Annotated in this window: 29 protein-coding genes, 2 tRNA genes, 1 other RNA gene and 1 riboswitch; of the genes, 8 read left to right on the forward strand and 24 right to left on the reverse strand. The window is 67.6% G+C overall.

Annotation, left to right across the window (positions count from 1 at the left end):
* Positions 1 to 465 precede the first annotated feature (465 nt).
* Positions 466 to 648 (reverse strand): hypothetical protein, encoded by a 183-nt coding sequence (locus LB310_RS07510; RefSeq protein ID WP_301154837.1) that lies wholly within the window; start codon positions 646 to 648, stop codon positions 466 to 468.
* 144 nt (positions 649 to 792) lie between these two features.
* On the opposite strand from LB310_RS07510, the gene LB310_RS07515 reads away from it, so the two are divergent.
* From LB310_RS07515 to LB310_RS07540, 6 genes are all read left to right on the forward strand, one after another.
* On the forward strand, positions 793 to 2325 hold the full coding sequence (locus tag LB310_RS07515) for a CCA tRNA nucleotidyltransferase (RefSeq protein ID WP_301154838.1): 1533 nt from the start codon (positions 793 to 795) through the stop codon (positions 2323 to 2325).
* 105 nt (positions 2326 to 2430) lie between these two features.
* A complete protein-coding gene (locus LB310_RS07520; RefSeq protein WP_301154839.1) occupies positions 2431 to 3198 on the forward strand; it encodes a CDGSH iron-sulfur domain-containing protein in 768 nt (255 codons plus the stop codon).
* Positions 3199 to 3404: 206 nt separating this feature from the next.
* Positions 3405 to 3478 (forward strand) — tRNA-Gln (locus tag LB310_RS07525).
* A 31-nt stretch (positions 3479 to 3509) separates the two neighbouring features.
* Positions 3510 to 3586: transfer RNA gene (locus LB310_RS07530), tRNA-Glu, on the forward strand.
* 68 nt (positions 3587 to 3654) lie between these two features.
* Positions 3655 to 4725 (forward strand): MBL fold metallo-hydrolase, encoded by a 1071-nt coding sequence (locus LB310_RS07535; RefSeq protein WP_301154840.1) that lies wholly within the window; start codon positions 3655 to 3657, stop codon positions 4723 to 4725.
* A gap of 49 nt (positions 4726 to 4774) precedes the next feature.
* Positions 4775 to 6415 carry an amidohydrolase gene (locus LB310_RS07540; RefSeq protein WP_301154841.1) on the forward strand — a complete coding sequence of 547 codons (1641 nt, stop codon included), beginning with the start codon at positions 4775 to 4777 and terminating at the stop codon, positions 6413 to 6415.
* A 37-nt stretch (positions 6416 to 6452) separates the two neighbouring features.
* On the opposite strand, the gene thiD is transcribed toward LB310_RS07540, so the two are convergent.
* The 4 genes from thiD to thiC form a co-directional block, all read right to left on the reverse strand.
* Entirely contained in the window at positions 6453 to 7235 is a 783-nt protein-coding gene (thiD, locus tag LB310_RS07545; RefSeq protein ID WP_301154842.1) for a bifunctional hydroxymethylpyrimidine kinase/phosphomethylpyrimidine kinase, read from the reverse strand.
* Positions 7236 to 7266: 31 nt separating this feature from the next.
* Positions 7267 to 7917: a thiamine phosphate synthase gene (thiE, locus tag LB310_RS07550; protein ID WP_301154843.1), complete on the reverse strand. Its 651-nt coding sequence runs from the start codon at positions 7915 to 7917 to the stop codon at positions 7267 to 7269.
* 24 nt (positions 7918 to 7941) lie between these two features.
* Positions 7942 to 8778 (reverse strand): hydroxyethylthiazole kinase, encoded by an 837-nt coding sequence (gene thiM, locus LB310_RS07555; RefSeq protein ID WP_301154844.1) that lies wholly within the window; start codon positions 8776 to 8778, stop codon positions 7942 to 7944.
* Positions 8779 to 8781: 3 nt separating this feature from the next.
* A complete protein-coding gene (gene thiC, locus LB310_RS07560; protein ID WP_301154845.1) occupies positions 8782 to 10122 on the reverse strand; it encodes a phosphomethylpyrimidine synthase ThiC in 1341 nt (446 codons plus the stop codon).
* Positions 10110 to 10239: riboswitch (TPP riboswitch) on the reverse strand. It overlaps the preceding gene by 13 nt.
* Positions 10240 to 10406: 167 nt before the next feature.
* On the opposite strand from thiC, the gene LB310_RS07565 reads away from it, so the two are divergent.
* A complete protein-coding gene (locus LB310_RS07565) occupies positions 10407 to 10751 on the forward strand; it encodes a GIY-YIG nuclease family protein (RefSeq protein WP_227114983.1) in 345 nt (114 codons plus the stop codon).
* A 391-nt stretch (positions 10752 to 11142) separates the two neighbouring features.
* On the opposite strand, the gene LB310_RS07570 is transcribed toward LB310_RS07565, so the two are convergent.
* The gene (locus LB310_RS07570; protein ID WP_087192079.1) at positions 11143 to 11775 is read right to left on the reverse strand and encodes a thiamine diphosphokinase; all 633 of its coding nucleotides are present in this window, start codon (positions 11773 to 11775) and stop codon (positions 11143 to 11145) included.
* Complete coding sequence (locus LB310_RS07575) at positions 11776 to 12294, reverse strand: GNAT family N-acetyltransferase (protein WP_096226880.1); 519 nt, start codon at positions 12292 to 12294, stop codon at positions 11776 to 11778.
* Between the two features lie 122 nt (positions 12295 to 12416).
* Here LB310_RS07575 and rnpB point away from each other — a divergent pair.
* Positions 12417 to 12777: RNase P RNA component class A (gene rnpB, locus LB310_RS07580), an RNA gene on the forward strand.
* A 63-nt stretch (positions 12778 to 12840) separates the two neighbouring features.
* Here the strand turns inward: rnpB and LB310_RS07585 are convergent.
* The 17 genes from LB310_RS07585 to LB310_RS07665 all read right to left on the reverse strand — a co-directional run bounded on the left by LB310_RS07585 (position 12841) and on the right by LB310_RS07665 (position 26294).
* Positions 12841 to 13635, reverse strand: coding sequence for an ABC transporter ATP-binding protein (locus LB310_RS07585; RefSeq protein ID WP_301154846.1), 795 nt, complete (start codon positions 13633 to 13635; stop codon positions 12841 to 12843).
* Entirely contained in the window at positions 13628 to 14635 is a 1008-nt protein-coding gene (locus tag LB310_RS07590) for an iron ABC transporter permease (protein ID WP_096226881.1), read from the reverse strand. Before LB310_RS07590 ends, LB310_RS07585 begins: the two co-directional genes overlap by 8 nt.
* Positions 14636 to 14650: 15 nt before the next feature.
* Entirely contained in the window at positions 14651 to 15658 is a 1008-nt protein-coding gene (locus LB310_RS07595; protein WP_301154847.1) for an ABC transporter substrate-binding protein, read from the reverse strand.
* 164 nt (positions 15659 to 15822) lie between these two features.
* The gene (gene nirJ2 / locus LB310_RS07600; RefSeq protein ID WP_301154848.1) at positions 15823 to 16830 is read right to left on the reverse strand and encodes a putative heme d1 biosynthesis radical SAM protein NirJ2; all 1008 of its coding nucleotides are present in this window, start codon (positions 16828 to 16830) and stop codon (positions 15823 to 15825) included.
* A gap of 150 nt (positions 16831 to 16980) precedes the next feature.
* Positions 16981 to 17748: a MerR family transcriptional regulator gene (locus tag LB310_RS07605; RefSeq protein ID WP_096226884.1), complete on the reverse strand. Its 768-nt coding sequence runs from the start codon at positions 17746 to 17748 to the stop codon at positions 16981 to 16983.
* A 190-nt stretch (positions 17749 to 17938) separates the two neighbouring features.
* Positions 17939 to 18229, reverse strand: a complete 291-nt coding sequence (locus tag LB310_RS07610) for a DUF167 domain-containing protein (RefSeq protein WP_015539748.1) — start codon at positions 18227 to 18229, stop codon at positions 17939 to 17941.
* Between the two features lie 36 nt (positions 18230 to 18265).
* On the reverse strand, positions 18266 to 19081 hold the full coding sequence (locus LB310_RS07615; RefSeq protein ID WP_015539749.1) for a DivIVA domain-containing protein: 816 nt from the start codon (positions 19079 to 19081) through the stop codon (positions 18266 to 18268).
* A 45-nt stretch (positions 19082 to 19126) separates the two neighbouring features.
* Positions 19127 to 19387, reverse strand: a complete 261-nt coding sequence (locus LB310_RS07620; protein ID WP_041239409.1) for a YggT family protein — start codon at positions 19385 to 19387, stop codon at positions 19127 to 19129.
* Positions 19388 to 19435: 48 nt separating this feature from the next.
* On the reverse strand, positions 19436 to 20398 hold the full coding sequence (locus LB310_RS07625) for a cell division protein SepF (RefSeq protein ID WP_096228559.1): 963 nt from the start codon (positions 20396 to 20398) through the stop codon (positions 19436 to 19438).
* 144 nt (positions 20399 to 20542) lie between these two features.
* A complete protein-coding gene (locus LB310_RS07630) occupies positions 20543 to 21235 on the reverse strand; it encodes a YggS family pyridoxal phosphate-dependent enzyme (RefSeq protein ID WP_096226885.1) in 693 nt (230 codons plus the stop codon).
* 4 nt (positions 21236 to 21239) lie between these two features.
* Positions 21240 to 22097 carry a polyphenol oxidase family protein gene (locus LB310_RS07635; protein WP_096226886.1) on the reverse strand — a complete coding sequence of 286 codons (858 nt, stop codon included), beginning with the start codon at positions 22095 to 22097 and terminating at the stop codon, positions 21240 to 21242.
* An 11-nt stretch (positions 22098 to 22108) separates the two neighbouring features.
* Positions 22109 to 23245 carry a cell division protein FtsZ gene (ftsZ, locus tag LB310_RS07640; RefSeq protein WP_041239412.1) on the reverse strand — a complete coding sequence of 379 codons (1137 nt, stop codon included), beginning with the start codon at positions 23243 to 23245 and terminating at the stop codon, positions 22109 to 22111.
* A gap of 171 nt (positions 23246 to 23416) precedes the next feature.
* Complete coding sequence (locus LB310_RS07645) at positions 23417 to 23677, reverse strand: hypothetical protein (RefSeq protein WP_227153985.1); 261 nt, start codon at positions 23675 to 23677, stop codon at positions 23417 to 23419.
* A gap of 85 nt (positions 23678 to 23762) precedes the next feature.
* A complete protein-coding gene (locus LB310_RS07650) occupies positions 23763 to 23972 on the reverse strand; it encodes a hypothetical protein (RefSeq protein WP_301154849.1) in 210 nt (69 codons plus the stop codon).
* Between the two features lie 209 nt (positions 23973 to 24181).
* The gene (locus LB310_RS07655) at positions 24182 to 24394 is read right to left on the reverse strand and encodes a hypothetical protein (RefSeq protein WP_301154850.1); all 213 of its coding nucleotides are present in this window, start codon (positions 24392 to 24394) and stop codon (positions 24182 to 24184) included.
* On the reverse strand, positions 24369 to 24839 hold the full coding sequence (locus tag LB310_RS07660) for an AAA family ATPase (protein WP_301154851.1): 471 nt from the start codon (positions 24837 to 24839) through the stop codon (positions 24369 to 24371). The genes LB310_RS07655 and LB310_RS07660 overlap by 26 nt, the downstream gene beginning before the upstream one ends.
* Positions 24840 to 25013: 174 nt before the next feature.
* A complete protein-coding gene (locus tag LB310_RS07665; RefSeq protein ID WP_301154852.1) occupies positions 25014 to 26294 on the reverse strand; it encodes a reverse transcriptase domain-containing protein in 1281 nt (426 codons plus the stop codon).
* Positions 26295 to 26426 lie beyond the last annotated feature (132 nt).

Genomic DNA, 26426 nt, shown 5'->3' on the forward strand with positions numbered 1-26426 from the left:
GCAATATCCGGTTTTCAAGGTTCCCGCCTCCCCTTCCGGGGGGCCTCGCCGCCTCCCTTCCGGGCGAGCGGCGCAAGGAGATACTTTACCTTCCCGTTGCCATCCTGTCAAGGACTTTTTTTCGAAAACTTTCGGTCCAAGTCCCTCCGGGAGGCCCCGGGCCGCGTCCTCCTCGAAAACGCAGCCCGAATATAATACGCTCCCCGCCGCGGCTTGGCAAGGGGTGTTTCGGGAAAATCTTCGGGACGGGGGCGCCGGGAGGGCGTTTGCGCAGGCGGGGGGCGGGAAAGAAGATCCCGCGGCCTCCCCTTCCCGGGAGGCCGCGGGGCGCGGGCGGGGCGGAAGGGGGGGGATCCGGGGGCCGCGGAGGGGGGCGCGCGGCAAGCCGATGCGGCGGCATCGGGCCTTTGGCGCGCTGCCGCGGCGGCGGGCGGGGCGCAGCAGGATCCCGAAGGGGGGGGTTCCCTACAGCGCTTCCAAAAACGCGGCCACGGCGTCGATCTGGCCCTCGGGGGTCGAGGCGCCGGCGGTGACGCCGACGGCGCCGCAGCCGGCGAGCCAGGCGGGGTCGATCTCGTCGGGCGACTCTATGTGGTGGGTGCGGGGGCAGGCGGCGGCGCAGGCGGGCTTCGGCCTTCGATAATGCAACGGTGGGACTACTTCAAGAGGGCGCGGGAAATAAGGCCCCAGGGATTCACCTATACTAGTAAGGGCAACAAAGAGCGACGCAGGGAAAAGCAAGGCGGGCAAGGGCGCTCCCCGCAGGGAGCATTGGCGGGATAGGAGGTCGGCATGGAGGCACCCGGACAACTTGGCGACGAGCTGGCAGAGCGGGGGCAGGCTCGCAGCGCTGCCCCCGGAGGCCCATACCCCTGCGCGATCCCCCTGCCCCCGCAGGCCGCCTTCGCCCTCGCCGCGCTCGAGGAAGCAGGCTTCGAGGCATGGTGCGTGGGCGGCTTCGTGCGCGATGCGCTGCTCGGGCGGGCGTGCGCCGACGTCGACGTGGCCACCGACGCGCCCTGGCAGGAGGTGCAGCGCGTGTTCGAGGCGGCCGGCTGCCGCACGCACGAGACGGGCACGGCGCACGGCACGCTCACCGTAGTAGTGGAGCAAGAGGCGCTGGAGATCACGACCTACCGGGACGACGGCGCCTACGCGGACGCGCGGCACCCCGAGGCCGTTTCCTTCGTCCGCACCATCGAGGAGGACCTGGCCCGCCGCGACTTCACCATGAACGCGCTGGCCTACCATCCAAAACGCGGCATCCTCGACCCGTACGGAGGCGTGGCGGACCTCGAAGCACGCACGATACGCGCCGTGGGCGACCCCGCTCGCCGCTTCTCCGAGGACGCGCTGCGCATCCTGCGGGCATGTCGGTTCGCCTCGCAGCTGGGGTTCTCCATCGAGCCTGCCACCTACGCCGGCATGATGGCGAACAAGGGCCAGCTTCTGCGCATATCGGCCGAACGGGTGACGCACGAGCTGGAATGCCTGCTCTTGGGCGCGCACGTGCACGACGCCCTCATGGGCACGGTGGACGTGCTGGCCGCGGTGCTGCCCGAGCTGGTGGCGTGCAAGGGCTTCGAGCAGCGCACGCCCTACCATGTATACGACGTGCTCGAGCACACGGCGTTCGTCGTGCAGAACACCCCGCCCTCCCCCCTCGTGCGCTGGGCGGCGCTCTTCCACGATATGGGGAAGCCGGCGGCGTTCTTCCAGGATGCGGACGGCACGGGGCACTTCTACGGCCATGCGAAGATCAGCGTGGAGCTGGCGCGGGCGGCCATGGGGCGGCTCGCGCTCTCGCCGGCCTTCGTCGGGCGCGTGCTGACGTTGGTGAAGCATCACGATGACGTGATAGAGCCCACGCCGAAAGCCGTGAAGCGGGCCCTCGCCCGCCTGGGCGGCGACGTGGGGCTGTTCCGCGCGCTCTGCGACCTGAAGCGCGGCGACGCGCTCGCCCAGGCACCGCGGTGCGCGGGGCGCGTGGAGCTGGCCGACGAGCTCGAAGAGGTGCTGGGCGGGATACTGGAGGCGAACGAGGCCTTCACGCTGAGGAAGCTCGCCGTGGACGGCCGCGACGTGATGGCGGCCGGCGTGCGGCAGGGGCCGGCCGTGGGCGCCGTGCTCGCTGCGGCGCTCGACGCCGTGATCGACGAGCGCGTGCCGAACGAGCGCGCGGCCCTGCTGGCCTTCGCGGCCGACTGGCTCGCCGAGCAGGGCGGCCGGGATGCGGCAGAGGGCACGAAGGACCCGGAACAAGCCGCTGACGAAAAGCGGGCTGCGGGCGCAGGGAGCGGCGCCGGCGACGTGGCAGGCACCTAACGGTTGGCCCACCTGCTTGCAACGGCGCCGCCGGACGGCGCCGGGGCCGCGGCGGGCGCTCCTATACTGACGGGATACCGAGACCCCGATAGGAAGCGAGGCGCCATGGCAACGATGACGCAGGAGCGCACCGAGCGCGAGACGACCCGGCAGGCCCAGCCGGGGGACGCGCCCCAGACCCAGGGCGAGACGCCCACCCCCATGAGCATCACCATCGTGGAGAACGGCCCGTACGTGGTCAACGGCTCCGTGCCGCTGCTCGAGGAGGTCATCACGCCGGTGGGCGGCCATCGCGAGTACCGCGTGCGCCGCACGTTCCCCGCCACGCAAACCTATGCGCTCTGCCGCTGCGGGCGCACGAAGACGCCGCCGTTCTGCGACGGCTCGCACGTCACGGCTGGCTTCGACGGCACCGAGACGGCCAGCCGCGAGCCCTTCGAGGAGCGCGCCGACGTCTACCCCGGCCCAGGCGCGTACCTGCTCGACGACAACCGCTGCGCCTTCGCGCGCTTCTGCCACCGCGAGGACGGCGACGTGTGGACGCTCACCGAGCTCTCGGGCGACGAGCGCTTGAAGGGAGAGGCGATAAAGGCCTCGTCGGACTGCCCCGCCGGGCGGCTCGTGCACTACGACACCGCCGACGGCGCCCCCTACGAGCCCGAGCTGGATCCCGCGATCTCGCTTCTGGAGGACCCCGAGGAGGGCGTGAGCGGCCCGCTGTACGTGCGCGGGGGAATCCCCCTGATCAGCTCCGACGGCAGCACCTACGAGCTGCGCAACCGCTATGCGCTCTGCCGCTGCGGGGCGTCGCGCAACAAGCCGTTCTGCGATGCCATGCACGTGAGCATCGGGTTCTCGGACGGCTTGGACTGACGGAGCGCCGCACGGAAGCGCGGAGCGCCCGCAAGCGCCCTGTCGCAGCCCGGCAACGAGCGCGCCTCCCGACCCGCTGGCGGGCAAGTTCGAAATTTTCAAAAAAAGTTGGGCTGGGGCCTTGACGAAGTCCATGGCTCCCCGTAATATATGCACTCGCGCTTGCGACTGTTGCAACAAGCAACGGAAGCACATCGGTTAGCCGATGGGGTGTCGTCTAATGGCAGGACAGCGGTTTCTGGTACCGTATGTGAGGGTTCGACTCCTTCCACCCCAGCCATTTTTGCGGTATACTGCACAGCGCACTATGTGGCTCCGTCGTCTAGCGGTTTAGGACGCCGCCCTCTCAAGGCGGAGGTCGCCGGTTCGAATCCGGTCGGAGCTACCAAGCAACTTGCAGGCCGGGGCATCAGCCCCGGCCTTTTTGCTATTTCGCCCCGAGGAAAGGGAGGCCGCATGGATCGAGCGAACACGGGCACGGCAACCCCATCGAGCATGGCCGTGCCAGACCCGGCCGATGCCTGCCTGGCGGCGCCCTTCGGCATGCCGGTAGAGCTGCTGCCGAACCTGTACCTGGTGCGCGTGCCGCTGCCGCACAACCCCCTGCGCGCGCTCAACTCCTACCTGATCTTGTCGAAGGACCGCACGACCATCGTCGATGTGGGCTTCAACCACCCCGCCTGCGAGGAGGCGCTCGGCCAGGCGCTCGCCGCCCTGGGACGCACCTGGGACGGCGTGGAGATCGTGCTGACCCATTCGCATCCCGACCACACGGGAAACCTCGACCGCATCTACCGCGACGGCATGCCGGTCTTCGCGAACCTCCACTCGTTCCAAGAGGTGGAGAACCTGCAGGACATGGAGGCCCGCGTGTTCGGCCCCCTGCTGCTGAAGGCAGCCACGCCACACCAGAGCGGCTTGGGCTTCGGAAAGGGCAAGCCTACGCTGCACGTATCGGCCGAGCTGCTGCCCCTGAAGAACCAGCCGGCCGTGACGTTCCTGCACGAGGGCGACGTGCTCCGTGCGGGGTCCTATGCGTTCGAGGTGCTGGAGACGCCCGGGCACGACCCGTGGCACCTCTGCCTCTACGAGCCGTCGCGCAGGATACTGTTGGCAGGCGATCACGTGCTCGAGCGCATCACGCCCTCGATAGCCTCGTGGTTCCCGGCCTACAACGCCCTGGAGGAGTTCCTGGCGAGCTTGGGGAAGGTAAGCAACCTGGACGTCGAGCGGGTGCTGCCGGGCCACGGCGCCGTGTTCGGCGATCTGCGCGGGCGCGCCCTGCACCTCATCAGCCACCACGAGGAACGCCTTCAGGAGATATACGACCTGGTGGCCGAGGGGCACGGGGACGTCGTATCCATCTCGTCGCACGCGAAGTGGCGCTACGACAACTGGCGCTCCTGGCCGCTCGACCAGAAGTTCTTCTCGATGGGCGAGACGATGGCGCACTTGGTGTACCTGGTTTGCGAAGGCAAGCTGAAGCAGACGATCTGCGGCGACGAGTACCGCTTCGAGCTGCCGTAGCCGACGGGGCGCGATACGGCATACGGCGCTGCGAGACAAGGAGCATCCCATGCACATCGACCTGATCATCGAAAGCGAGAACGTGTTCACCGGAACCGGCGCCGCGACGAGGCCCGCCGCCGTCGCCGTTTCAGGCGACCGCATCGTGGCCGTGGGCCCGCGCGCAGACGTGCACGCCTTCGCCCGCGCGCGCAACGAGGGCGCCGCGCCCGAGGTGCGCGACTTCGGCGACGCGCTCGTGGTGCCCGGATTCCACGATTCGCACCTGCACTTCTTCCATTCGGCCGTGTACGCTTCGCCCTTGGCGACCATGTTCCTCGGCGAGAACGAAGCCGACTGCGTCGATCGCATGCGGGCGTTCGCCGCCGAGCGCCCGAACGGCTGGCTGCTGGCGCAGGGATGGCGCGAGTACCGGTGGGATCCCCCCGTGCTTCCCTCGAAGCGCTCGCTCGACGAGGCCTTCCCCGCCCGCCCCGTGGCGCTGTACTCGGGCGACGCCCACACGCTGTGGCTCAACTCGGCGGCGCTGGCCGAGCTGGGGCTCACGCGCGATAGCGTTCCCCCGGCGGGCGGCTCCTACGATCGCGACGAGGCGGGCGAGCTGACCGGCATCGTGCGCGAGGCGGCCGCCATGGAGCTGATGCCGCAGATCATGGGATCGTTCACCGACGAAGAGGTGGCGAGCGCTTACCGCGGGTTCTTCGCGCGGCTGGGCGCGTTCGGCGTGACGAGCGTCTGCGATATGTCGCTCATGGCGCATCCGGGACTCGACTTCATCCGCGACGACGTGCACGCGGCCCTGCTCGAGCGCGGCGAGCTGACCGCGCGCGTGCACCTCTTCCCCACGCTGACGGGCGACATGGGCCGCTTCGAGACGATGCGCGCGCTCTACACGGGGCCGTGTTTGCAGGCCACCGGCTTCAAGCAGTTCTTCGACGGCGTGTCGAGCCAGCACACGGCCTGGGTGACCGAGCCCTACGCGAACGCGCGCGCCGAAGGCGACTGCGGCCGACCCACGGTGGACGCCACCGTGATGCGCTCCTTGGTGCTGGCTGCCGCCAAGCGGGGCTACCCCGTGCGCATCCACACCATCGGCGACGCGGCCATCCACGCCGCACTCGACATCTTCGAGGAGGCGCGGGCGACGTACGGGCCGCTGCCGGAAGGGCGCCGCAACTGCCTCGAGCACCTGGAAAACTTCCTGCCCGAGGATCTCGGCCGTCTGGCCGAGCTGCAGGTGGTGGCCGCGGTGCAGCCGCCGCATATGACGCTCGACCCGGGCGGCCCCGAGCGCGACCTCGGCGAGGGGCGCGTGCCCTACATGTGGCCGCTGCGCACGCTGCTCGACCGCTCCACGGTGCTCGCGTTCGGGACGGACTCGCCCGTGGTGGACGTGAACTCGATGGACGTGCTGTACAGCGCCGTGACGCGCCAGGATCCGGGCACGCACGAGCCTGCGGGCGGATGGCTGCCCGACGAGCGCATCGGAATGGCGGAGGCCCTGCGCGCCTACACGCAGGGCAGCGCCGCGGCGGCGGGGCGCCGGCGCGAGCTGGGCACCCTCGAGACGGGCAAGCTGGCCGACATAGCCGTGCTCGACCGCAACCTGCTGGCTTGCGATCCGGAGGATATCCAGAAGACGAATGTGCTGGCCACGTTCATGGGCGGCCGCTGCGTGTTCGAGCGGTAGGTTCGGGGGAAGGGGACGTTGCCCCCGTCTCCTCGCCTCATTCCCACATATGATCGAGCGGGCCGCTGCCCTTCCCCAAGTCGAGGCCCGAGGCGAGGGCGCCGTGGACGTAGCCTTTCGCGGCGCGCACCGCTTCCTCCATCGGAAGGCCCTTCGCGAGGCCGCAGGCGATGGCCGACGAGAGCGTGCAGCCGGTGCCGTGGGTGTTCTCGGTTTCGATGCGCTCCGCTCGCAACCAGAGCGCCGGTGCGTCCGCATGCGCCACGAGCACGTCGTCGGCGCGCGCGAAGCTGTGACCGCCCTTCACGAGCGCGGCGCCCCGCACCCGTCCGGCCAGCTCGCGAGCCGCACGCTCCATGGACGCGTCGTCGTTCACGGGGAACCCGCACAGCACCTCCGCCTCCGGCATGTTCGGCGTGACCACGTCCGCGAGGGGCAGCAGGCGCGCCTTCAGCGCCTCGACGGCGTCCTCGCTGATGAGCCGCGCGCCGCTCGTGGCCACCATGACGGGATCGACCACGATGTTAGTCGCCCCGTGGCGCTCGAGCGCGTCGGCAACGACCTCGATGATGGCGGCCGACGACACCATGCCCACCTTCACGGCGGCGGGGCGGATGTCCTCGAACACGGCGTCGATCTGCTGGGTCACGAAGGCCGGGTCGACGTCGAGCACGCCGGTCACGCCGAGGGTGTTCTGCGCCGTGAGGGCCGTGAGGGCCGTTTCGGCGAACAGGCGATGCGCGGCGATGGTCTTGATGTCGGCCTGGATCCCTGCGCCCCCGCTGGAATCCGACCCCGCGATGCTGAGCACTGCTTCCATACGCACGTCCTTTCCTCGAGCGACGGCGCGGCTACGCGCCGAGCGCCGCCTGCACCGCCGCACGCAGGCGGCGCGTGGTCGCTTCGATATCGTCGGCCGCGAAGATGGCCGACACCACGGCCGCCCCGTCGGCGCCCGTGCCCGCGAGCGCGGGGATGGTCTGCTCGTTCAGGCCGCCGATGGCCACCACGGGAACGTCGACCGCCGCGCAGATGGCGGCGAGGCCGTCCGTTCCCACGTCGGCGGCGTCCGGCTTCGTCGGCGTGCCGAACACGGCGCCCACGCCCAGGTAGTCGGCCCCGGCGGCCTGGGCGGCCAGCGCCTGCTCCACGGTCTGCACCGACACGCCCACGATGGCGTCCGGCCCGAGCTTCGCGCGCGCGTCAGCGCACGCGGCGTCGTCCTGGCCCACGTGCACGCCGTCGGCGCCGGCGATCCGCGCCGCCTCCACGTCGTCGTTCACGACGAACGGAGCGCCCGCCGCGCGGCAGAGCGGCGCGAGCGCGCGGGCCCGCAGCACCACCTCGGCCCGGGGCGCGTCCTTCTCGCGCAGCTGCACGAAAGTGGCACCGCCCCCCAGCGCCTCCTCGACGCATGTGACGAGCGTGCGCTCCCCCAGCCACGCGCGGTCGGTTACCGCATACAGCGCCAATGCGCGGCGCAGATCCTCACGTGGGAACATCGGCCCTCCTCTCGCTTCCGCCGGCTACACCAGCTCTTCGACCTTCGCGCCCGCCTCGAGCGCGTTGCCATCGAGGTGGTACAGCGCGTCCAAGAGGTAGGTGCGGAACGACCCGTTGCCGTCCAGGCCCCCCATGCGGGTTTGCGCCTGCTGGCCCGCGAGGCCCATGCCGGCGACTGCGGCCACCTGCGACTCCAGAAGCGCGCCCGGGTTCGCCACCGCGTACGCCGTGCACAGGCACGACAGCATGCAGCCGGCGCCCGTGATGCGGCCCATAAGGGGGCTGCCGTTGCGGACGGCGTAGGCGCGATCGGCGTCGGCCACGATGTCGATGGCGCCCGTGATGGCCACGACCGCGCCCGTCTTCGCCGCGAAATCGCGCGCGAACGCCGCGCCGGCCGCCAGGTTGTCCTCGGTCACGGCATCGTCGGAGCACACGTCCACACCGCGCGTGGCCGCCGCGCCACCGGCGAGCGCCTTCATCTCCGACATGTTGCCGCGGATGACGGACACGGCCAGCTTGTCGAGCAAATCGCCCGCCACGCGCGTGCGCAAGGCCGACGCGCCCGCGCCCACCGGATCGAGCACGATGGGATGCCCCAGCTCGCCCGCGCGCTCGCCCGCCGCGAACATGCCCTCGATGGAGCGCTCGTTGAGCGTGCCGATGTTGAGCGTGAGCCCGCCGCAGATGGACGTGATGTCCTCCACGTCGGCAGGCTCGTCGCTCATGATGGGGCTCGCGCCGATGGCCAGAAGCGCGTTCGCGCAGTCGTTCACCGTCACGTAGTTCGTGATGTTGTGCACGAGCGGCGAGCCTGCCCGCACGTTGTCCAAAGCCCTCTTCAAAGCGAATGCCTCCATAGGTTACTCCTTCCCGAGATCGACCGTCAGGCCGTCCATGATCTGATTTACGGTGCGCATCGCGCACATCTCGCCGCACATGGTGCAGGTGCCCTCCGTCGAGGGCGGCGCGCTCTCGAAATACTCCCGCGCACGCGCAGGATCGAGCGCCTCGGCGAACATGCCCTCCCAGTCCACGCGGCGGCGCGCGTCGCTCATGCGGTTGTCGGCATCGCGCGCGCCGGGCACGCCCTTCGCGATGTCGGCCGCGTGTGCGGCGATCTTCGTTGCCACGAGGCCCTCGCGCACGTCGGCGGCGTCGGGCAGGCGCAGGTGCTCGGCCGGCGTGACGTAGCACAGGAAGTCGGCACCCGAGGCCGCGGCCACGGCCCCGCCGATGGCGGCCGTGATATGGTCGTAGCCCGGCGCGATGTCGGTGACGAGCGGCCCGAGCACGTAGAAGGGCGCGTCGTGGCACAGGCGCTTCTCCAGCTTCATGTTGGCGGCGATCTCGTCGAGCGCCATGTGGCCCGGGCCCTCCACCATCACCTGCACGCCCGCATCCCATGCGCGGCGCGTGAGCTTGCCGATCTCGATGAGCTCGGCGATCTGCCCCGCGTCGGTGGCGTCGTAGGTGGACCCAGGGCGCATGGCGTCGCCCAGGCTGATGGTCACGTCGTGCTCGTGCAGGATGGCCAGCACCTCGTCGTAGAACTCGTAGAAGGGGTTCTCGTTACCGGTGGCCTCCATCCAGGCGAAGATAAGCGACCCGCCACGGCTCACGATGTTCGTGAGCCGACCCGTCTCGCGGAAGCTCTCGATAGTGCGGCGGTTCATGCCAGCGTGGACGGTGACGAAGTCCACGCCGTCCTGGGCATGCGCGCGCACCACGTCGAGGAAATCCTCTGCCGTGATGGTGACGAGCGGCTTCTCCAAATAGCCGATGGCGTCGTACATCGGCACGGTGCCGATCATCGCCGGCGACCTCTCCACGAGGGCACGCCGGAACGCGGCCGTCTTGCCGCTGTTCGACAGGTCCATGATGGCCTCGGCGCCCAGTTCAAGAGCCACGTCGACCTTCTTCCATTCCTCGGCCTCGCAGGCGACGTCGCCCGAGATGCCCAGGTTCACGTTCACCTTCGTGCGCAGGCCGCCGCCCACGCCCTCGGGCGAGAGGCTCGCATGGTGGATGTTCGCGGGGATGGCGATGCGTCCGGCCGCCACGCCCTCCCGGATGAACTCGGGATCGCGCCCCTCCTTCTCGGCCACGGTGCGCATGGCCGGCGTGACGGTGCCCGCGCGGGCGTGGTCGATTTGCGTGACCGGTGCAGGATTGCCGCGCGCTGCGGCGCTGATCTGCGTCATAGAGCTCCCTTCGTTGGCATTACCCATGTCAGGTTCCTCGGGTCGAAGCGTGCTTCGGCGCTTCCTCTCAGCCTGCCCGGCCGCGCATGCGGCTTGCAAGCTCCCCGGTATGTCGAGGCCGCCTCGCGGCGGCACGGCGCCAGGCGGTGCCGCTCGGGCGATTATACCGCCCCGCCCTGCGTTTCGCGCGCCGAATCCGCCGGCGAGCTCTACGAACCGTCGATTGCACACAGGCCGAAGATGCCCCACAATGGAGGGAAAACGCGAGGCGGCGAGGAAAACCCATGGACAGCGAACGGAAAAAGCAGCTCAAGCAGGCCTACGGCGAGCGCAGGCCTGCCATGGGCGTTCTGGAGATGCGCTGCCTCGCCACGGGCGAGCGGTTCCTCATCGCCTCGCGCGATCCGCGGGCAACCGAGAACGGCCTGGTCGCCCGCTTCGACGGCGGAAATCACCCCAACAAGCGCCTGCAGGCGCTGTGGAACGAGCACGGCCGCGGGGGATTCGCGTTCGCCCTCGTTGAGGAGCTGGAATACGACGACGCCCATGAAGACCACGCCGAAGAGCTCCAGGCCCTGCTGGAGCTGTACCTGGAGGAGCATCCGGAAGCGAAGCGCGTTTGGAAGTGAGCTGCGCGCCAGAAGCAGAAAACGTGGAGCCGGGTTCGCGCGGACGCGAGAGGAAGCCCGGGCAAGGCTCTTGTGCACAGTTTTTACCGATTCCCCACAACGATGAGCCCCTCAAAACTCTACAGCATCGCTTATCTCCGCGATGAGATTTTCTGATCAGGAGAAACTCTGCAAGAAGAAAACTCTCCAGCGCCATGGGAGAGCCTGCGCGATCATGCTTGGCAAGAATCGGTGATTACTGTGCAACGACGCCCCAAACCCCTCCGGGTCATCCCGAGCGGAGGCGCGCATCGACCCGCGAAACGCCAACGGTGGTTTGAAGCGAGCAGCGCGACCGCGATCGCTCCGCAGTCCGCACTCCACCCTCCGCTCGGCTGTGTCCCCCGCCCCGTCAGGGCAGCGGGTAGAACACGTACAACGTCCCTTCCTCCACGGCGATGCGCGCGGGCTTGCCCACGAGCTCGTTGGACACGCCGCGCGACGTGCGGTTCGACAGGTCCTCGTCGTCGAGGGAGTACAGCATGCCCGTCTCGATGACGCCGCGGGCGCAATCGTTCGCAGAGAACACGGATACCGTGCCGGACTCCAGCAGGGGCAGGTCCATCACGTCGGGGCCGGTGAGCGCGCGCAGGGCGCTGCCCTCGCCCACGGCGGTCACGTAGAACTCCCGCTCGGAGAACTTCGCGAACAGCTGCAGGTTGGCGATGGTGTGGTCGAGCCGCCCGCCCAGGGCCGCATACACCACGAGGTCGTCGTAGTCCCAGGCCACGGCCTTCTCAAGCGCCAGCTCCATATCGCTTTTGTCCTTCTTCACCGGGAAGCGCGACACGCGGCGGCACTTGGGAAGGTAGCCGAGCGAGTCGAAGTCGCCCACCGCCATGTCGGGCTTCACGCCCAGCTCTTCCAGGTAGGCGAAGCCGGCGTCCACGGCGATCACGAACTCGAACATGCCCGCCTCGTAGCGGGCCTTGAAGTCCTCGGCATTGAACTCGGGGGACGCTCCCACGATCGCGCACGTCGCCATCTACCTCGCCCCTTCCGCACATCCGCCTGTCGGAGCCTGGGCCGCGAGCACGGCAAGCCGCTCGCCCTCCAACCGGTGCAGCACGAGCGCGTCGACCCGTTCGGCATCCAAGCGCTCGTAGAATGCAAGCCCCGCCTCGTTCGCGTCGCGGCAGTGCCATGAGAGGCGCCGATAGCCCCGCTCCTCGCAGAGCGCTGCCAGGCGCGCCATGAGCGCCCGGCCCGCACCGGCACCCCGGTACGCCTCGTCCACGAACAGGTCCTCCAGGTACACGCCGCAACCCCCCGTCCACACGGAGAACGCGCGGCAGAAGACCGCGCACCCCACCACGCCGTCGTCCGGATGCTCGGCGACCAGCGCCTCGCCCCCGCCTTCGTCGAACATGCCCCTCACGATATCCGCGGGCGTGGCGGCCACCGCACCTTCGCGCCCCATCGAGGCGGCAAGCCCCTGGGTCAGCCTGAGCAGTGCCGGTGCGTCCCCGCGCGTGGCGAAACGTATGGTGAGTTCCTCGTTCATGGTGCTCCTTACCTCTGCCGGCACGCGGCCCGCCCGCCGGCTGCACGCGGCCGGATCGGTTTTTCGCGCTGCTTCGCTTTTCGCGGGCGCGCGCTGCTTTCGGTTTGCTAGAATACCATATGCGAGCGGGCCAGACGATCGCGCACCTCGGTGTGAGGAAAGTCCGGGCTCCATAGGGCAGGATGCCAGCTAACGGCTGGGCGGGGCGACCCGACGGATCAGTGCCACAGAAAAGAAGACTCCCCCGCGAACACGCGCTTCGGCGCGCGGCAACGGGAGAAAAGCTGAAACGGTGCGGTAAGAGCGCACCAGCGCGCCGGCAACGGCGCGGCTTGGAAAACCCCATCCGGAGCAAGCGCAAATAGGAACGCGACACGGTGGCCCGCCGTACGTTCGGGTTGCGTGCTTGAGGCGTGCGGCGACGCACGTTCGAGATAAATGGTCGTCCAACGACAGAACCCGGCTTATCGGCCCGCTCGCATCTTCCCTTCATACAGCGACCTTTTCCGAGAATTCCCAACTGCCGATAGCGGCGATCAGCAGCGGCTACGCCGGGAACAGCGTGTACGCGGTCCCCTCGGGAGCGGCGCAGGTGCGGATGCTCACGCCGAAGGCGCGCTCGATGGCGCCGGTGGCGAGGACCTCTTCCACCGTGCCGGACGCGGTGGCGCACCCGCGCTCCATGACGAGCAGGCAATCGGAGTACCGCAACGCCAGGTCGAGGTCGTGGATGACCATGACGACGGTCTTGCCCGCCTCGACGTTCAGGCGTCGCACGAGCTCCATCGTCTCGTGGCAGGCGCGGATGTCGAGGTAGGTGGTGGGCTCGTCGAGCACGATGAGGTCGGTGTCCTGCGCCAGCGTCATGGCGATGAACGCGCGCTGACGCTCGCCGCCCGACAGCCGACGCAGCTCGTGCGCGCGGAACCGCGCGACGTTCGCCAGCTCGAGCGCGCGCTCCACCTGCTCGCGGTCCTCGCGCGAGAGCCTCCCCTGATGCGCCTGGTACGGGTAGCGCCCGCACGCCACGAGCGCCTCCACCGTCATCGCCGGCGGGCGGCTGGCCTGCGCCAGCACGGCCACGCGACGCGCACGCTCCTTCGCCTTGAGCGACAGGGTGGCCACGCCGTCGATGCGCACCTCCCCCATCTGCGGGCGCAACAGCCCGTCGATGAGCTTGATCATCGTTGACTTTCCGCAGCCGTTCGGGCCCACGACGCTCGTCACCGCGCCGCGGGGAAACGCGGCGCTCAGCCCCTCGATGAACGGCTCCTTGCCGTAGGAGAACGACACGTCGCGCACCTCGATGGCCGCGGCGTGTCCTGCGTCGGCGCTAATCAAGGGAACCCCTCCTGTTCTTCAAGATGAGGTAGATGAAGAACGGCCCGCCGAGAAACGCCATGAGGATGCCCACGGGCACCTCGTAGGGCGCGAACAGCACGCGCGACAACAGGTCGCACACGACGACGAACGCCGCGCCGCATACGGCGGACAGCGGCAGCACGATGCGGTTGTCGTGCCCGACGAAGAACCGCACGAGGTGCGGGATGATGAGCCCCACGAACCCGAGCAGGCCCGCGAAGCTCACGGCCGCGCCCGCCAGCACGGCGGCGAGGCCGAGCATGGCGAGCCTCGTCGCCCCCACGTTCATGCCAAGCGCATGCGCCGTGTCGTCGCCGAGGGCCATGATGTTGAGCTTGCCCGCCGAGAGCAGCGCCACGACCAGGCCTCCCAGAATGTAGGCCGCCGGCCACGCGAGGTCGTCCATGAGCACGCCGGCCAGGCCTCCCACGAGGAACGCCGACGAGCCGACGTAGGCGTCGGGGTTCACGATGAGGATGGTGTTCATGCCCGCGCCGAACACCGACGTGATGGCGATGCCGGCCAGCACCACGGTGAGCCTCGACGTGCTCGCGCCCAGCGAGATGCCGAAGATGATGAGCGCCGTGGCGAGCGCCCCGAGGAAGGCCGCGAGCGGCGGCAGCCACAGCACGCTGGGGAACACGCTGGCCGCGATCAGCACGAACAGTCCAGCGCCGGAGTTGATGCCGATGATGTTGGGGCTGGCCAGCGGGTTGTCCAGCACGGCCTGGATGATGGCGCCGGCCACGGCCAGCGCCCCTCCCGCCAGAAGCGCCGCCAGCACGCGCGGCAGGCGCACGTTCACGAGGATGCTCTTCGCCGACGCGCTCACGTCGCCGCCGGTCGCCCAGGCCACAAGGTCGCCCAAGCTCACCGACGTCGATCCCACGAGGAACGCCGCCGCCGTCACCGCCGCAAGGACGGCGACGGAAACGACGATGGCGAGCGGCGCCGCCTTCTCACGGTTGAACGGGGTCACCGGACAGCCTTCCGCCTACGCGTACAGCGCGTCGAACAGCACCTGGTAGCTCTCGTCCCAGCGCTCGTTCGGCTTGTACTGGAACAGGTGCGGGTCGAGCGCGACGTAGCGGCCGTTCTGCACCGCGTCGAGGGTCGACCAGGCGGGGTTCGCCGCCGTCTGGTCCTCGAGCGCCTTCATGGCCGCGGCGTCATCGTTGCCCATGGGCACCACGAAGATGAAGTCGGGGTTCATCTCGATGATCGATTCCAGGCTGAAGTCCTTGAGCAGGCTCGGGTTCTCGTCCGCCAGGTTCTTCACGCCGAGGTCGGCCAGCATGGAGCCCGTCATCGTGGAGGACGCCTGCACGCGGGTGCCGCCCGAGAACGTGGTCAGCACGAGGGCCGTAGGCGCCTCGCCGGCGGGCACCTGGGCCGTGATCGCGTCGATGCGATCAGCCGTGGCCTGGGCGTTCTGCTCGTAGAGGTCGTCGCGGCCCGTGATGTCGCAGCAGGTGCGCAGCATGCGCTCGTAGTCGGCGAACGTCGTCACCTGGAAGCACGCAACCGGGATGTTCGACGCGGCGAGGGCCGCCTTGAGGTCGGCCTGGTTCGAGTCGCCGCCGCGGCCGCCCGAGCCGCTCGTCATGATGACGAAATCGGGCTCGAGCGCGATGATGGCCTCGAGGTTCGGGTTCGCGAAGTCGCCCACCTTCTGCACGTTCTCGGATTTCAGGTCGTAGTCCGACAGCGTGAACGCGTCGTCGGAGGCGCCTGCGAGCGTGCCGCCCGCAAGCTCCCACATGCTGGCGAAGCTGCCCATGCACGCCACCACGCGCTGCGGGTTCTCCACGGTCACTTCAGCGCCCGTGTCGTCGGTGAACGTGACCGCGCCGACCTGCGAGGCCTGCCCGGCCTCCGCCTGAGGGGCGCCCGCCTCGGCTTCGGCTTCCGGCTGCGCGGTCGAGCAGCCGGCGAGGATCATCGTCGCGGCCAAGGACGCGGCGACGGCAGTGGGAACGATGCGTTGGGAGATGATGGTCATGAGGGGTCCTTTCGATAGGATGCTGCAGATTCCAGGTCCAGCAAGGTCAGCGAGGCTTTCCGTGGTGCCCGAGATCGTAGGGAGGGCGAGGGTGAAGCGTACTTCGGTACGCGATCCCTCGCACTCGCCGCGAGATCGGGTGCCACGGAAAGCCGCAGCGTCGGCTAGCTGCGCTGTTCGTCAGAACAGCGCAGCCCATGAGCGCAGTAGTCGTCCTGAGCGAGGATATCGCCTTCGTGGTAGTAAGCGGCCCGGGCGCGGCAGCCGCCGCAGCCTTGCGCGTAGTCGCATGTGCCGCACGAGCCGGAATAGGCCTGGGTGCGCAGCTTCTCGAACACGGGGCTCGTCTTCCATATCTCGTCGAAGGGCTGCGCGCGCACGTCGCCCGCCTCCTCGGTCATGTAGGCGCAGGGGCGCACGATGCCCTCGCTGCCGATGACGCAGTACGTGAGGCCCGCCAAACAGCCGCGCTCGAAGCGCGTGTCCACGCCGAGCTGCTTCGCCACGCGCGTGAACTGGGGCGCGCACGTGGGCTTCACGTCGATCGGCACCTCGGCCGCCTTGCGCATGATGTCGTTCAGCAGACGCTCGTTCTCCAACACCTCGAGCGACGTCTCCTGGATGAACTTGCCGCGACCCACCGGGATGAGGAAGAACACGTAGTGCGCGATGGCCCCGATCTCGACAGCGAAGTCGGTGATGGCGCACACCTCGTCGCGGCTCCAATCCACCACGGTGGTGTGCAGCTGGAACGGCAGGCCGGCCTGCTTGCAGGCCTCGATGCCCGCCATGGTGAGGTCGTAGGCGTGCTCCAGCCCGCGGAACTTGTCGTGCTTGGCGGCATCGAGGCTGTCCACCGAGATGCCCATGGCGCAAGCTCCGGCCTCCTTCAGCCGGCGTGCCACCTCGGGCGTGATGAGCGTGCCGTTCGAGCCGAACACGGGTCGCAGCCCGTTGCCGGCCGCGTGCGCCACGAGCTCGTAGATGTCGGGGCGCATGAGCGGCTCGCCGCCCGAGAAGATCATCACCTTGAAGCCCGCGCGGGCGATCTCGTCGATCATCTTCCTTCCCTCGTCGGTCGAGAGCTCCAAGGCGCTGGCCTCCTCGGCATCCTGGTAGCAATGGACGCACTTGAGGTTGCACTTGTTCGTCGTCATCCACGACACGAGCATGGGCGTATCCTTTCGTTCGGGCGCACCGACAGAAGGTGCGCGGGGCACCGGGTGAATGAGCAGGCAAGATGAAGGGTTTGCGCCGGACGGACAGAACACTGGGGAGAGAGCGAAGGAAGAGGTGCCGCGCCCGTCCGGCGCCGGATGAGGCTAGCCGGACGGGTCGGGCTGGCCGCGGTAAGCGGCTACCACGGCCTCCAGATGGTCGAACACCGCCTGGCGCAGCTCGTCGAACGAGCCGTCGTCGCCTCCATGGGGAGCGATGTTCTCCATGAGGATGAAGTTCCTCTCGGCCGCGGCGGCATCCTGCGACGCGTCGAGGGCCAGGTAGCGTCGTGCCAGGTCGCGGTTGGACGGGCTGTCGACGGCCTCGCCTGCCGGCATGAGGCGGATAGTGTCGGCGATGAGCTCGTGCCATTGCGATACGGACTCGCCGCGGGCGATGCGATCCTCGGCGGCCGTCTCGGCGGCGGGGGCGTCGTCGCGGATGCAGGTGAGGCGCCAGAAGAACTGGCTCTCGCCCTGGCAGCGCTCCACGGTGGAGGCGAGCGCCTCCCAGTCCGGCATTCCCTCGCCGGCCTCGTCGTGCAGGGCGCGCAGGGTGGACATGCGCCTGAACAGCGCTTGGAACTGCTCCTCGATGGCGTCCATTTGCTCGCCGGCGAGCTCCTGCAGCGCCGCCGCCTCGTCGAACAGATCTGCATCGGATTTGACCTGGGCAAGCGACAGCCCCAGGTACTTCAAGGTCAGAATGCGATACAGGTCTTTCACGTTGTCGTCGGTGTACAGGCGCTGGTTCTGCGGGCCCTTCGCCGACGGCGAGAGCAGGCCCTGCTGGTCGTAGTACTGGATCGTGCGCACCGTCACCCCGACGCGCCGGGCCAGCTCTCCCACGGTCAGGTATCGTTGATCGGTCATGCGGCTGCTCCTCATGAGGCTCCGCATCCGCTCGATGCGGCCGCCTCCTCGTCCTCGGCCGAACGCCCCCGTCCGACCGAAACCGAGCATATGCGATGACGCTACGTCGCCGTCAACGGCAAATCCCCGTCTTTCAGAAACTCGCAACAAAAACGAGGGGAAATCCCTCGCCGCCGAGCGCACTGCCCGGCTAGCAGCGCGGAAGAGATGCCAGCCACGCGTCCACCTGGGCCTGGTCGGCCTCCACGGACAGGCGCTTGCGGCGCGCCGTATGACCCGAGGCCACGCCCACGCGCGACTTCGGCACGCCGAGCGCCTCGGCCACCAGCTTGCACACCGCCTTGTTCGCCTTGCCCCCGTCGGGCGGTGCCGTCACGCGCACGCACACCTCGTCGGCGCCCGCCGCATCCGCGCGCACGCCCGAAACCTCGTCACGCCCCGAGCGGGGCGTGACGTGAACGGCTATGATGGCAGGCTTCATGACCCTTGCGCTCGGCCGACAGGCCAGCGGAGCTCGCTAGTCGATTTCCTCGAACTCGAAGGCATCGTCGGCATCGCCGAAGCCGGAGAGGTCCTTCTCCACGCGGGAGGGCGTGGGGGTGGCGGGCGCCACGGACACGGCGCCGGTCTGCGGCATGGCGTAGGCGGCGGTGCCGTCGACGTTGATGGGGGCCTGGGCGGGCGAGGTCATCACGCGGCCCGTGGCCTCCACGGTCGTCTCCGCCACGCGGGCGTGCGCGCTCGTGGGCAGGGACGGAGTCGGGATCTCGCCGCCGATCTCGGCCAGCTTGCGCGTGGCGTCGGCGATGAAGTCGGTGAGCAGCTCCTGGTAGTCCTCGCGGGCGTCCTCGCGATCGTCCTCGAGCTTCTTGATGGCGTCGAGCACCTTCTGCTTCTCGGCCTCGGCCTTGTCCACGATGCGCTTGGCCTCGTCCTCGGCATCGTTGATGGTGCCGGCAGCCGTGGCATTCGCGTTCGAGATGATCTCGTCGGCGGAGCGCTGCGCGATGATGAGCGCCTGGGCGATGGCGTTGTCGTCGGCCTTCTTGGCCTCGAGCTGGCGCTCGAGGTCGGCGATGCGCGCATCCTTCGCGGCCAGCTCCTCGTCGCTCGCGGCGGCGACGGGCGCGGGCACGTCCTCGATGCGCGCCGGCGTGTCGAAACCGGCGAACGAGGAGTCGTCCAACTGGCGCTCCAGCTGGTCTATCTGCGCGGTCATCGCGTCGATCTCGTCGGCAACGTGCTCCAGGAACACGTCCACTTCGTCGACATCGTAGCCCTTGCGGTCGATCGAGAAGCTCTGGTTGTGGATATCAGCCGAGGTGATTGCCATAGTCGGTCCCTTCGTCCTGTCCGCGCGGACGCGGTTCAAGCGCAGCTAAAACAAGTTTACTATCAAACGTACCCCGAATTGTAGTACAAGCAGGGCGATGATGGGAGTAACGTCCACCATACCTCCAAGCGGGGGAATCAGTTTCTTGAACAGGTTGAGGTACGGATCGCACACGCGGCCGAGCACCCGGTAGATGTCGGCGAGCAGGCCGCGGTCCGTGGGGAGCCACGACATGAGCACGTACACGAACAGCACCATGCTGTACACGTCGGCTAGCGATACGATGAGGTATTTCAAGCTCAGCACGAGCCCAGCTCCTTCTCTTGGTAGACGGTCGGCGCCCGGGAAGGCGCGCTACAGCACGCCCTGGTTGCGCAGCGCCAGGCGCTCGGCCTCGGTGAGCGCGGCGCCCCGCGTGATGGCGAACACCTTGTCGGCCACGGCCTCCACGCGGGCGTCGAGCGCGCTCGACACGCCGAACGAGAAGTCCAGGATGCGCTTGGCCAGCTGGTCGGGCGTGTTGCGCAGCGCAAGCACCACCACGTCGCCCGCTTTCAGTATCTTGGCCACGCGTTCCACCTCGCCGTAGCTCGCGGGCTTGAGCACCGAGATGGCGCGCGACGGGTTGTGCGCGGGCGTGCCCGAGCCGGCGTACGCCTCGTAGGGGTCGAACGAGCCGGTGGCCTGCGAGGAAGCGGGCGCCGTGGCCGTCGCGGTGGCCACGGCCACGGTGGCGGAGGCCGCAGCCGCCCCCACGGTCGCCGCAGCCGGAGAAGCCGCCTTGCCCGTTGCGGGCTCCGCCTCGGCCGCGCTGGGCTCGAACAGCGCGTTCAGGCTCTCGGAGCGCTCGCGGCGCGCGGCCGTGTGGGCCGGCGACGAGGGCGCGGGCATCGTGGCGTCCACCACCGTGCGCTCGCCCCGGTAGCTGGACGACGTGGACGACACGCGGCGCGGCGGCAGCGGGTCGCGGCGCAGGCTGTCGGGCACCTGGGTATGGGCGCGCACGTCGTCGATGGACACGAGCTTGGGGAAGTCGGAATCCGACGAGGAGCGTGCGCTGCGGCTCCCCCCGCGCGCCGGGCGCGTGGTCACGGGCGCGTACGGATCGTAGCGCGAGGCGGGCGCCCCGTCGTCGTAGCCCGGGCCGTACTCGCCGAACTCGTCGTCGTAGTCGCCGAAGTCGTCCCCGTAGTCATCGAGATACGCGTCGTCGTATCCGCCGCCGTTGCCGGCCGCGTCAGCGAAGCCCAGCTTCGACTTGATGCCGTCGAGCATCCCGCCGCCGTGCTCGGATCGCTTGATTTTGGGCAGCTCCATGTTCACCACCTGCTTCGTTTGGTTCCGGCGGTCGAGCCGCCGCTGCGTTCACCCTGCTGCGTTTTTCCGTCTGTCCTTGCTTCGCGCCGCTCGAGGCGTGCCGGCGCCCATCGGCCCTGTGCGCAGTGCCCCGGCACCCGGGCCTCAAGCCTCGAAGGCATCGTCGAACACGGCCCTTCCGATGCGCACTATGGTAGCGCCCGCGCGCACGGCCTCGCGCCAATCTTCGCTCATGCCCATAGAAAGCCCATCGAACAGGGCCGCTTGCGCGGGATCGAGCCCGGCGCGCAGCTGGGCATGCAGGTTCGCGAGGCCCTCGAACACGGCGCGCGCCGCGGCCGGGTCGCCCTGCGGCGCCATGGTCATGAGGCCGCGCACCCGCACGTGCGGAAGGCGCGCGCATACGTCGAGCAGCGCGCGCACGTCGCCGGGAGCCAGGCCGCCCTTGCTCTCCTCCCCCGACACGTTCACCTCCAAGAGCACGTCCTGCACCTTGCCCGCCACCGCGGCGGCCTCGTCGATCTTGCGGGCGTGGCGCTCCTCGAAAAGCGAGTGGACGAGCGCGGCCGACCGCACGATGTCGGGGATGCGGCGCGACTGGATGTTGCCGATGAAGTGCCAGGTTGCCTGCGGGAACGCCGCCGCCTTCTCGGCCAGCCCGTCGGGGCGGTTCTCGCCGAAGTCGCGCGCGCCGGCTGCCAGGGCGCGCGCGACGGCGTCCGGGCCCACGGTCTTCGACACAGCCACGACCGTGACCTCGGCCGGGTCGCGCCCGGCCTCGCGGCAGACGGCGGCCACCTCGGCCGCCACGTTCGCATATCGTTGCTCGATGCCCATGGCCCTATCCTTTCTGCAGCACGGCGATGGCGCCATGGCGGCCGCAGGTGCCGCCCGACGCGCGGTAGGAGAAGTAGTCGTCCAGCCGGCAGGCCGTGCACGCGCCGGCATCCGCGATGCGCTCGGCGGCGAGGCCGGCCCCGCCCAGATCGCACGCGAGGGCGCGCGCGAGGTCGACATGCCGCCCGTCAGGGGCGACGTCCGCGCCATAGCGGTCCACGAACCGGGCGCGCACCTCGGCGCCCGTCTCGAAGCATTCCGCGTGGATGTGCGGACCCAGGTAGGCGTTGAGCGCTGCGGCCGCAGAGGACGGCGCTATGCCCAGCTCGGCGGCGTCGCGCGCGGCCAGGAGCCGCACGGCCTTCCCGGCGATGCCGGCTACCGCCCCGCGCCAGCCGGCGTGGACGACGGCGAAGCGCCCCGTGGGAGAGGCGAGCACCACCGGCACGCAGTCGGCGAAGCACAGCAGCGCCGCAACCTGCGGCACGTCCACGAGCAGGCCGTCGGCCCCCTCGAGCGCGCGGGCGCGCGCGGCCTCGACGGCGCCCGGCTCGGCCGAGGCCACCTCCACGATCTCGTCGCCGTGCACCTGGCTCGGCACCACGAGGGCCGCCTCCCCCGCGCCGAGCGCCTCCAGCAAGAGCTCCCGGTTGCGCGCCACGGCCGCAGGGTCGTCGCCCACGTGCCCGCCCAGGTTGAGCGCGGCGTACGGCCCCTCGCTCACGCCGCCCGCGCGGCCGGTGAACGCGATGCGCACGCCGGTGCGCTCGAACAGGGCCTCGTCGGTGAGCGCCGATAAGCGACGCGCGCCGAAGAGGCGCGCGTCGAGATGCGGTACGGGAAGGGTTGCGGCCGATGCCATGCAGGCGGCCCCTAGCGCTGGCGCTTCAGGAAGTCGGGAATGTAGTCCTCGTCCGCGAAGCGGCCGTTGTTCGACGACGTGGAGAACGACACCGGCGGCATGGACTGCTGCGGGATGGACGGCGCGGCGGGCTCGGGCGTCGTGGACGCGAACAGGTCCTTGCGCGAGAAGTCCATGGAGGACTGCTGCTGCGCGCTCGCCTTGAAGCCCGTGGCGATGACGGTGATGCGCACCTGGTCGCCCATGCCCTCGTCCACGATCTGGCCGTAGATGATGTTGGCGTTGTCGTCGGCGCAGGCCTCGACGGTGCGGGCCGCCGCGTCGACCTCGGTGAGCGTGAGGTCCGGGCCGCCAGCGATGGAGAACAGCACGCGCGAGGCGCCCGCGATGGACGTCTCGAGCAGGTTCGAGTTCGTGGCCTGCTGCGCGGCATCGAGCGCGCGGTTCTCGCCGGAGGCCAGGCCGATGCCCATCATGGCCGTGCCCGCGTCCTTCATGACGGTGCGGATGTCGGCGAAGTCGAGGTTGATGAGGCCGGGGATGGTAATGAGGTCCGTGACGCCCTGGATGCCCTGGCGCAGCGTGTCGTCGGCGATGCGGAACGCGTCGAGCATGCTCGTCTTCTTGTCCACGATCTCCAGCAGGCGGTCGTTCGGGATGACGATGAGCGTGTCGACTTTCTGGGACAGCAGGTCGACGCCCTGCTCCGCCTGGTTGCGGCGGGTGCGCCCCTCGAACGAGAACGGCTTCGTGACCACGCCGACCGTCAGCGCGCCGATCTCCTCGCGCGCGATCTCGGCGATGATGGGCGCGGCGCCCGTGCCCGTGCCGCCGCCTTCGCCGGCGGTGACGAACACCATGTCCGCCTCGGCCAGCGCCTCGCGGATCTCCGCGCGGCTCTCCTCGGCAGCTTGGCAGCCCACCTCGGGATTCGCGCCGGCGCCGAGGCCGCGCGTCAGCTCCTCGCCGATGTGGATCGTCTTGTCGGCATCCGACATGAGCAGCGCCTGGCGATCGGTGTTGACGGCGATGAACTCGACGCCCTTCACCCCCGCCTCGACCATACGGTTCACGGCATTCGTGCCGCCGCCGCCGACGCCGACGACCTTGATGACCGCCAAATGCTCGGAACCCATTTTGTTTGGCATTGTATCCTCCACACCTGCTGCGTTTCTTTATGCTGCGTTTTCCCAACGTGGGTACAGTTCACGTGGGGTTATTGTACACGATGCTCAACCATTTGCAAATTACGCTGCGGTAATGAAAACCGCACGTCCACAATATGAAACCGGTGGGAGGAAAGGGAGGGACCGCAGCGCCTACGGCAGCATCTTCGTGAGGTCGCGAGCACCGTAGAGGAAGCGCCGGATTTCCATCACATCGTCGAATACGACGTAGAAAAACCATGTAGTTACCGACTTCGAACCAGTAATAAGGTAGAGGACGCTCTCGGTTCGTTTTATACTGCAGCGATCGGAACCGTATCCGTTCTTCGTGAGGAACACGGGACCGCTTTCCAAAACATCGAGTTCGACTTCCGAGTAGTGGTTCCTCAGATCCGATATCGGCCTGATGTTCATAGCTCCTCCCTTCATCGTGATAATATTTTAGCGAAATTACACCACACTAGGTCTTGAGCTAGCAGGACGACAATAAACCGCTCACTCACCATTCATTAACGAAGCAGTCGTGCGTATCGGTCATCGTATGCAAGTCAATGCCGACAGCTAGGGCCACCACCATGGCTGGGAATATGTCGTCTTGGGTGGACAGGCTCATGGACGAGGCCGCGTTGTTCTCCATCTCCGCACGCACCGACTCGCCGGCCACTATGCGCACCAGGTCGTTGCGCACGGCGGCGATGTTGTTGCGCACTTAGAAGTAGATCTCGTCGTAGGGGCCCGATTCGATCCAGTAGCTGCGCAGGCTGTCGTCGATGAGCGCCAGCACCACCGACCGCGGGTTGAAGCGGCGCCGCCGTGCTCGGTGAGGTAGCCGTCGTACCAGCGCTCGAGTCCCTCGTAGCCCACCCGCGCGTCGGGCGTGCTCGCGAGGTGTCGGGCGCAGAGCTCGCGCACCTCGCCCTAGGCGAAGCCGAAGAAGCGATCGTAGCGAGGATCCTCCACGGCATTGTACTCGACGAACATGTTCGGCTCGGAGCCCGTCGAGTGCTTGGCGATGGGGAGGACGCCCGTCATGTAGGCGAGCTCGATGCAGGGCTTGGTTTTGAGCAGCTGCTTCAGGAACATGAGGAACACGCACTGATCGTCCTCAGTGAACAGGGGGTTGAAGAACATGGAGTCCCATTCGTCCATGATGAAGCAGAATTGCGCTTTTCGTGACATGGTAGACGCATTCGAGCGCTGCGAACAGGCCGATCCCCGGCTCGACGCCCGCCTCAGGAGCAAACGCACGGAGATCATCGACGATGCTCGCGCGGATGGCGTCGATGCAATCTCGGCAGCTCTCGCATTCGTCAGGCAGCGCGCTGAAGTCGATGTGGATGACATCGTTGGCTCCGAGGTGCGCCATAGCCGCAGGGTCGCGGGACACCTCCAGCCCCTCGAACAGCGGAGCCGCGTCCTGGCCGCGCGCGAGGAAGCTCGCCAGCATTTGCGCGTTGACCGTCTTGCCGAACCGACGCGGACGCGTGATGCAGATATATCCCCCCGTCGCTCCCGATGGAGGGAGCGACGGGGGAAGCCATGCCCGTCTTGTCGACGAAGCAAGACGAACCCGCAATTCTTAAGGAGGCTCCCATGGCATATATCAACAGTAACGCGCCGCCGGTCGGATATGGTTAGCAAGCCCAAGTATACCAACAACGACCCAGCGATCAGGATCCTTTCACAAAGCGTAAAAGAGCAATAACCCCTTGCGGTGCTTTTTTCGCAGCGGGGAGGTGCGTCGCGCTTTTCATGTCGACCTTAATGCCGATCGATGGCGGCGACCACTTTCGCGGACTTTTTTAGCCCGTCTCCGAATCTTGCGCTTATGGTTTTTCACGTCGACCAAAATGGGGTCATTCGGAAAAGCATTCTGGGCCCTTTCGGCGTAAGTTAGAAAATTCCCTCGATCTCCGCTCTTCCCAACTCGCTCGCGCACTTTGGCATTTCTCTTAGGCTTGCGGCCCCAATCACTGTACTCCAGATAAAGTGAATCGACTCGTTTTTTTCCTGGCCTGAACTTCCATTTGTACAACCGGCCTACTCTCCTGTACATGCGCTTGTAGAAAAGACCGATGGTTCTTTGCCGCAGTCTCACCGGCGTACCGTCAAAGGAGAACCCCAGATAGTCGATAGCGCATTTCGGCTCGTCCTCCGAGTCGAGCAAGTAAACTTCTCCGTCAACCATCCTAAACGAATGCGTCTTACGTGGATGAATCTTCAACGACGGCATCGTTCCGGCCAAACGTGAAAACTCATCCCGCCCCTCTTCAAACCCTTCCTCGGTAGGCACAACGAAGATGAAATCGTCCGAATAGCGCATATATAAACCGTCGTGCCTTTCGGCTACAGCTTTGACTGCCGCATCAAATTCCAGCATGTATATGTTCGCTAGAGTGCCACTAATGGGAAGCCCCTGGGGTACACCCTTTTCTCCGTTTTCCCTCCATGGACGCTCAACCGAAGCGCCCACCATGTTTTTGAACTCATCAGAGCTTAGCACTCTGCCCCTGTTGTTGAGTCGTTTGACGCCGCTCTTCGTATAAGGAAGCCCGTAGTGGTCGAGAAGCTTTTCTATATCCCAAACCGAATGCCTGGTTGCATTCTTCAGCACATGGTAATAATCGTCCGGGATCGCACCGCCAGGGAACAATCGCCTAACCTGCTTTTTCAGATAAGCATGATCAAGCGTTTCGAAGAAGTCCTTGAAATCCCCCGCATAAGCGAAACAAGCTTCAAGATCTCTCATCTTCGAAAAAGCGCGCAACGCGAAGTCACAGTTTGACTGCCCCTTGAGATGGGCGCGATACGCGATAGCGCAATCGTCAATGCCGATTTCGGTCGCAACATCGTTGTATCGCTCATTAAGCAAGCCCGAATAGTACTGATAAATGCATCTATCGAGGTGTGCGGCGTATTTTAGAGGACGTGGGTCGTTGAAAAACTTGCCATGTCCATCGGGCTTCATGCGGCGCAAGTCCCTCTGGATGAGGGGATAAAATGCATAGCTTTTTACAAAACCAGGATCCATGACAAGGTTGGCCTTGGCGGTGAACGAAGTCCTGAAATCAAAATGAACGTACGACTTTACCGTATGCGGCTTCTTAATATAAGGAGGAATATATCTCGTCTGCCCGGCAAGCCGGCCCTATCAAGGGGCGGC

Origin of the sequence: Gordonibacter sp. RACS_AR49 (assembly GCF_030418435.1) — a bacterium.
In the GTDB taxonomy this organism is placed as follows: domain Bacteria; phylum Actinomycetota; class Coriobacteriia; order Coriobacteriales; family Eggerthellaceae; genus Gordonibacter; species Gordonibacter urolithinfaciens.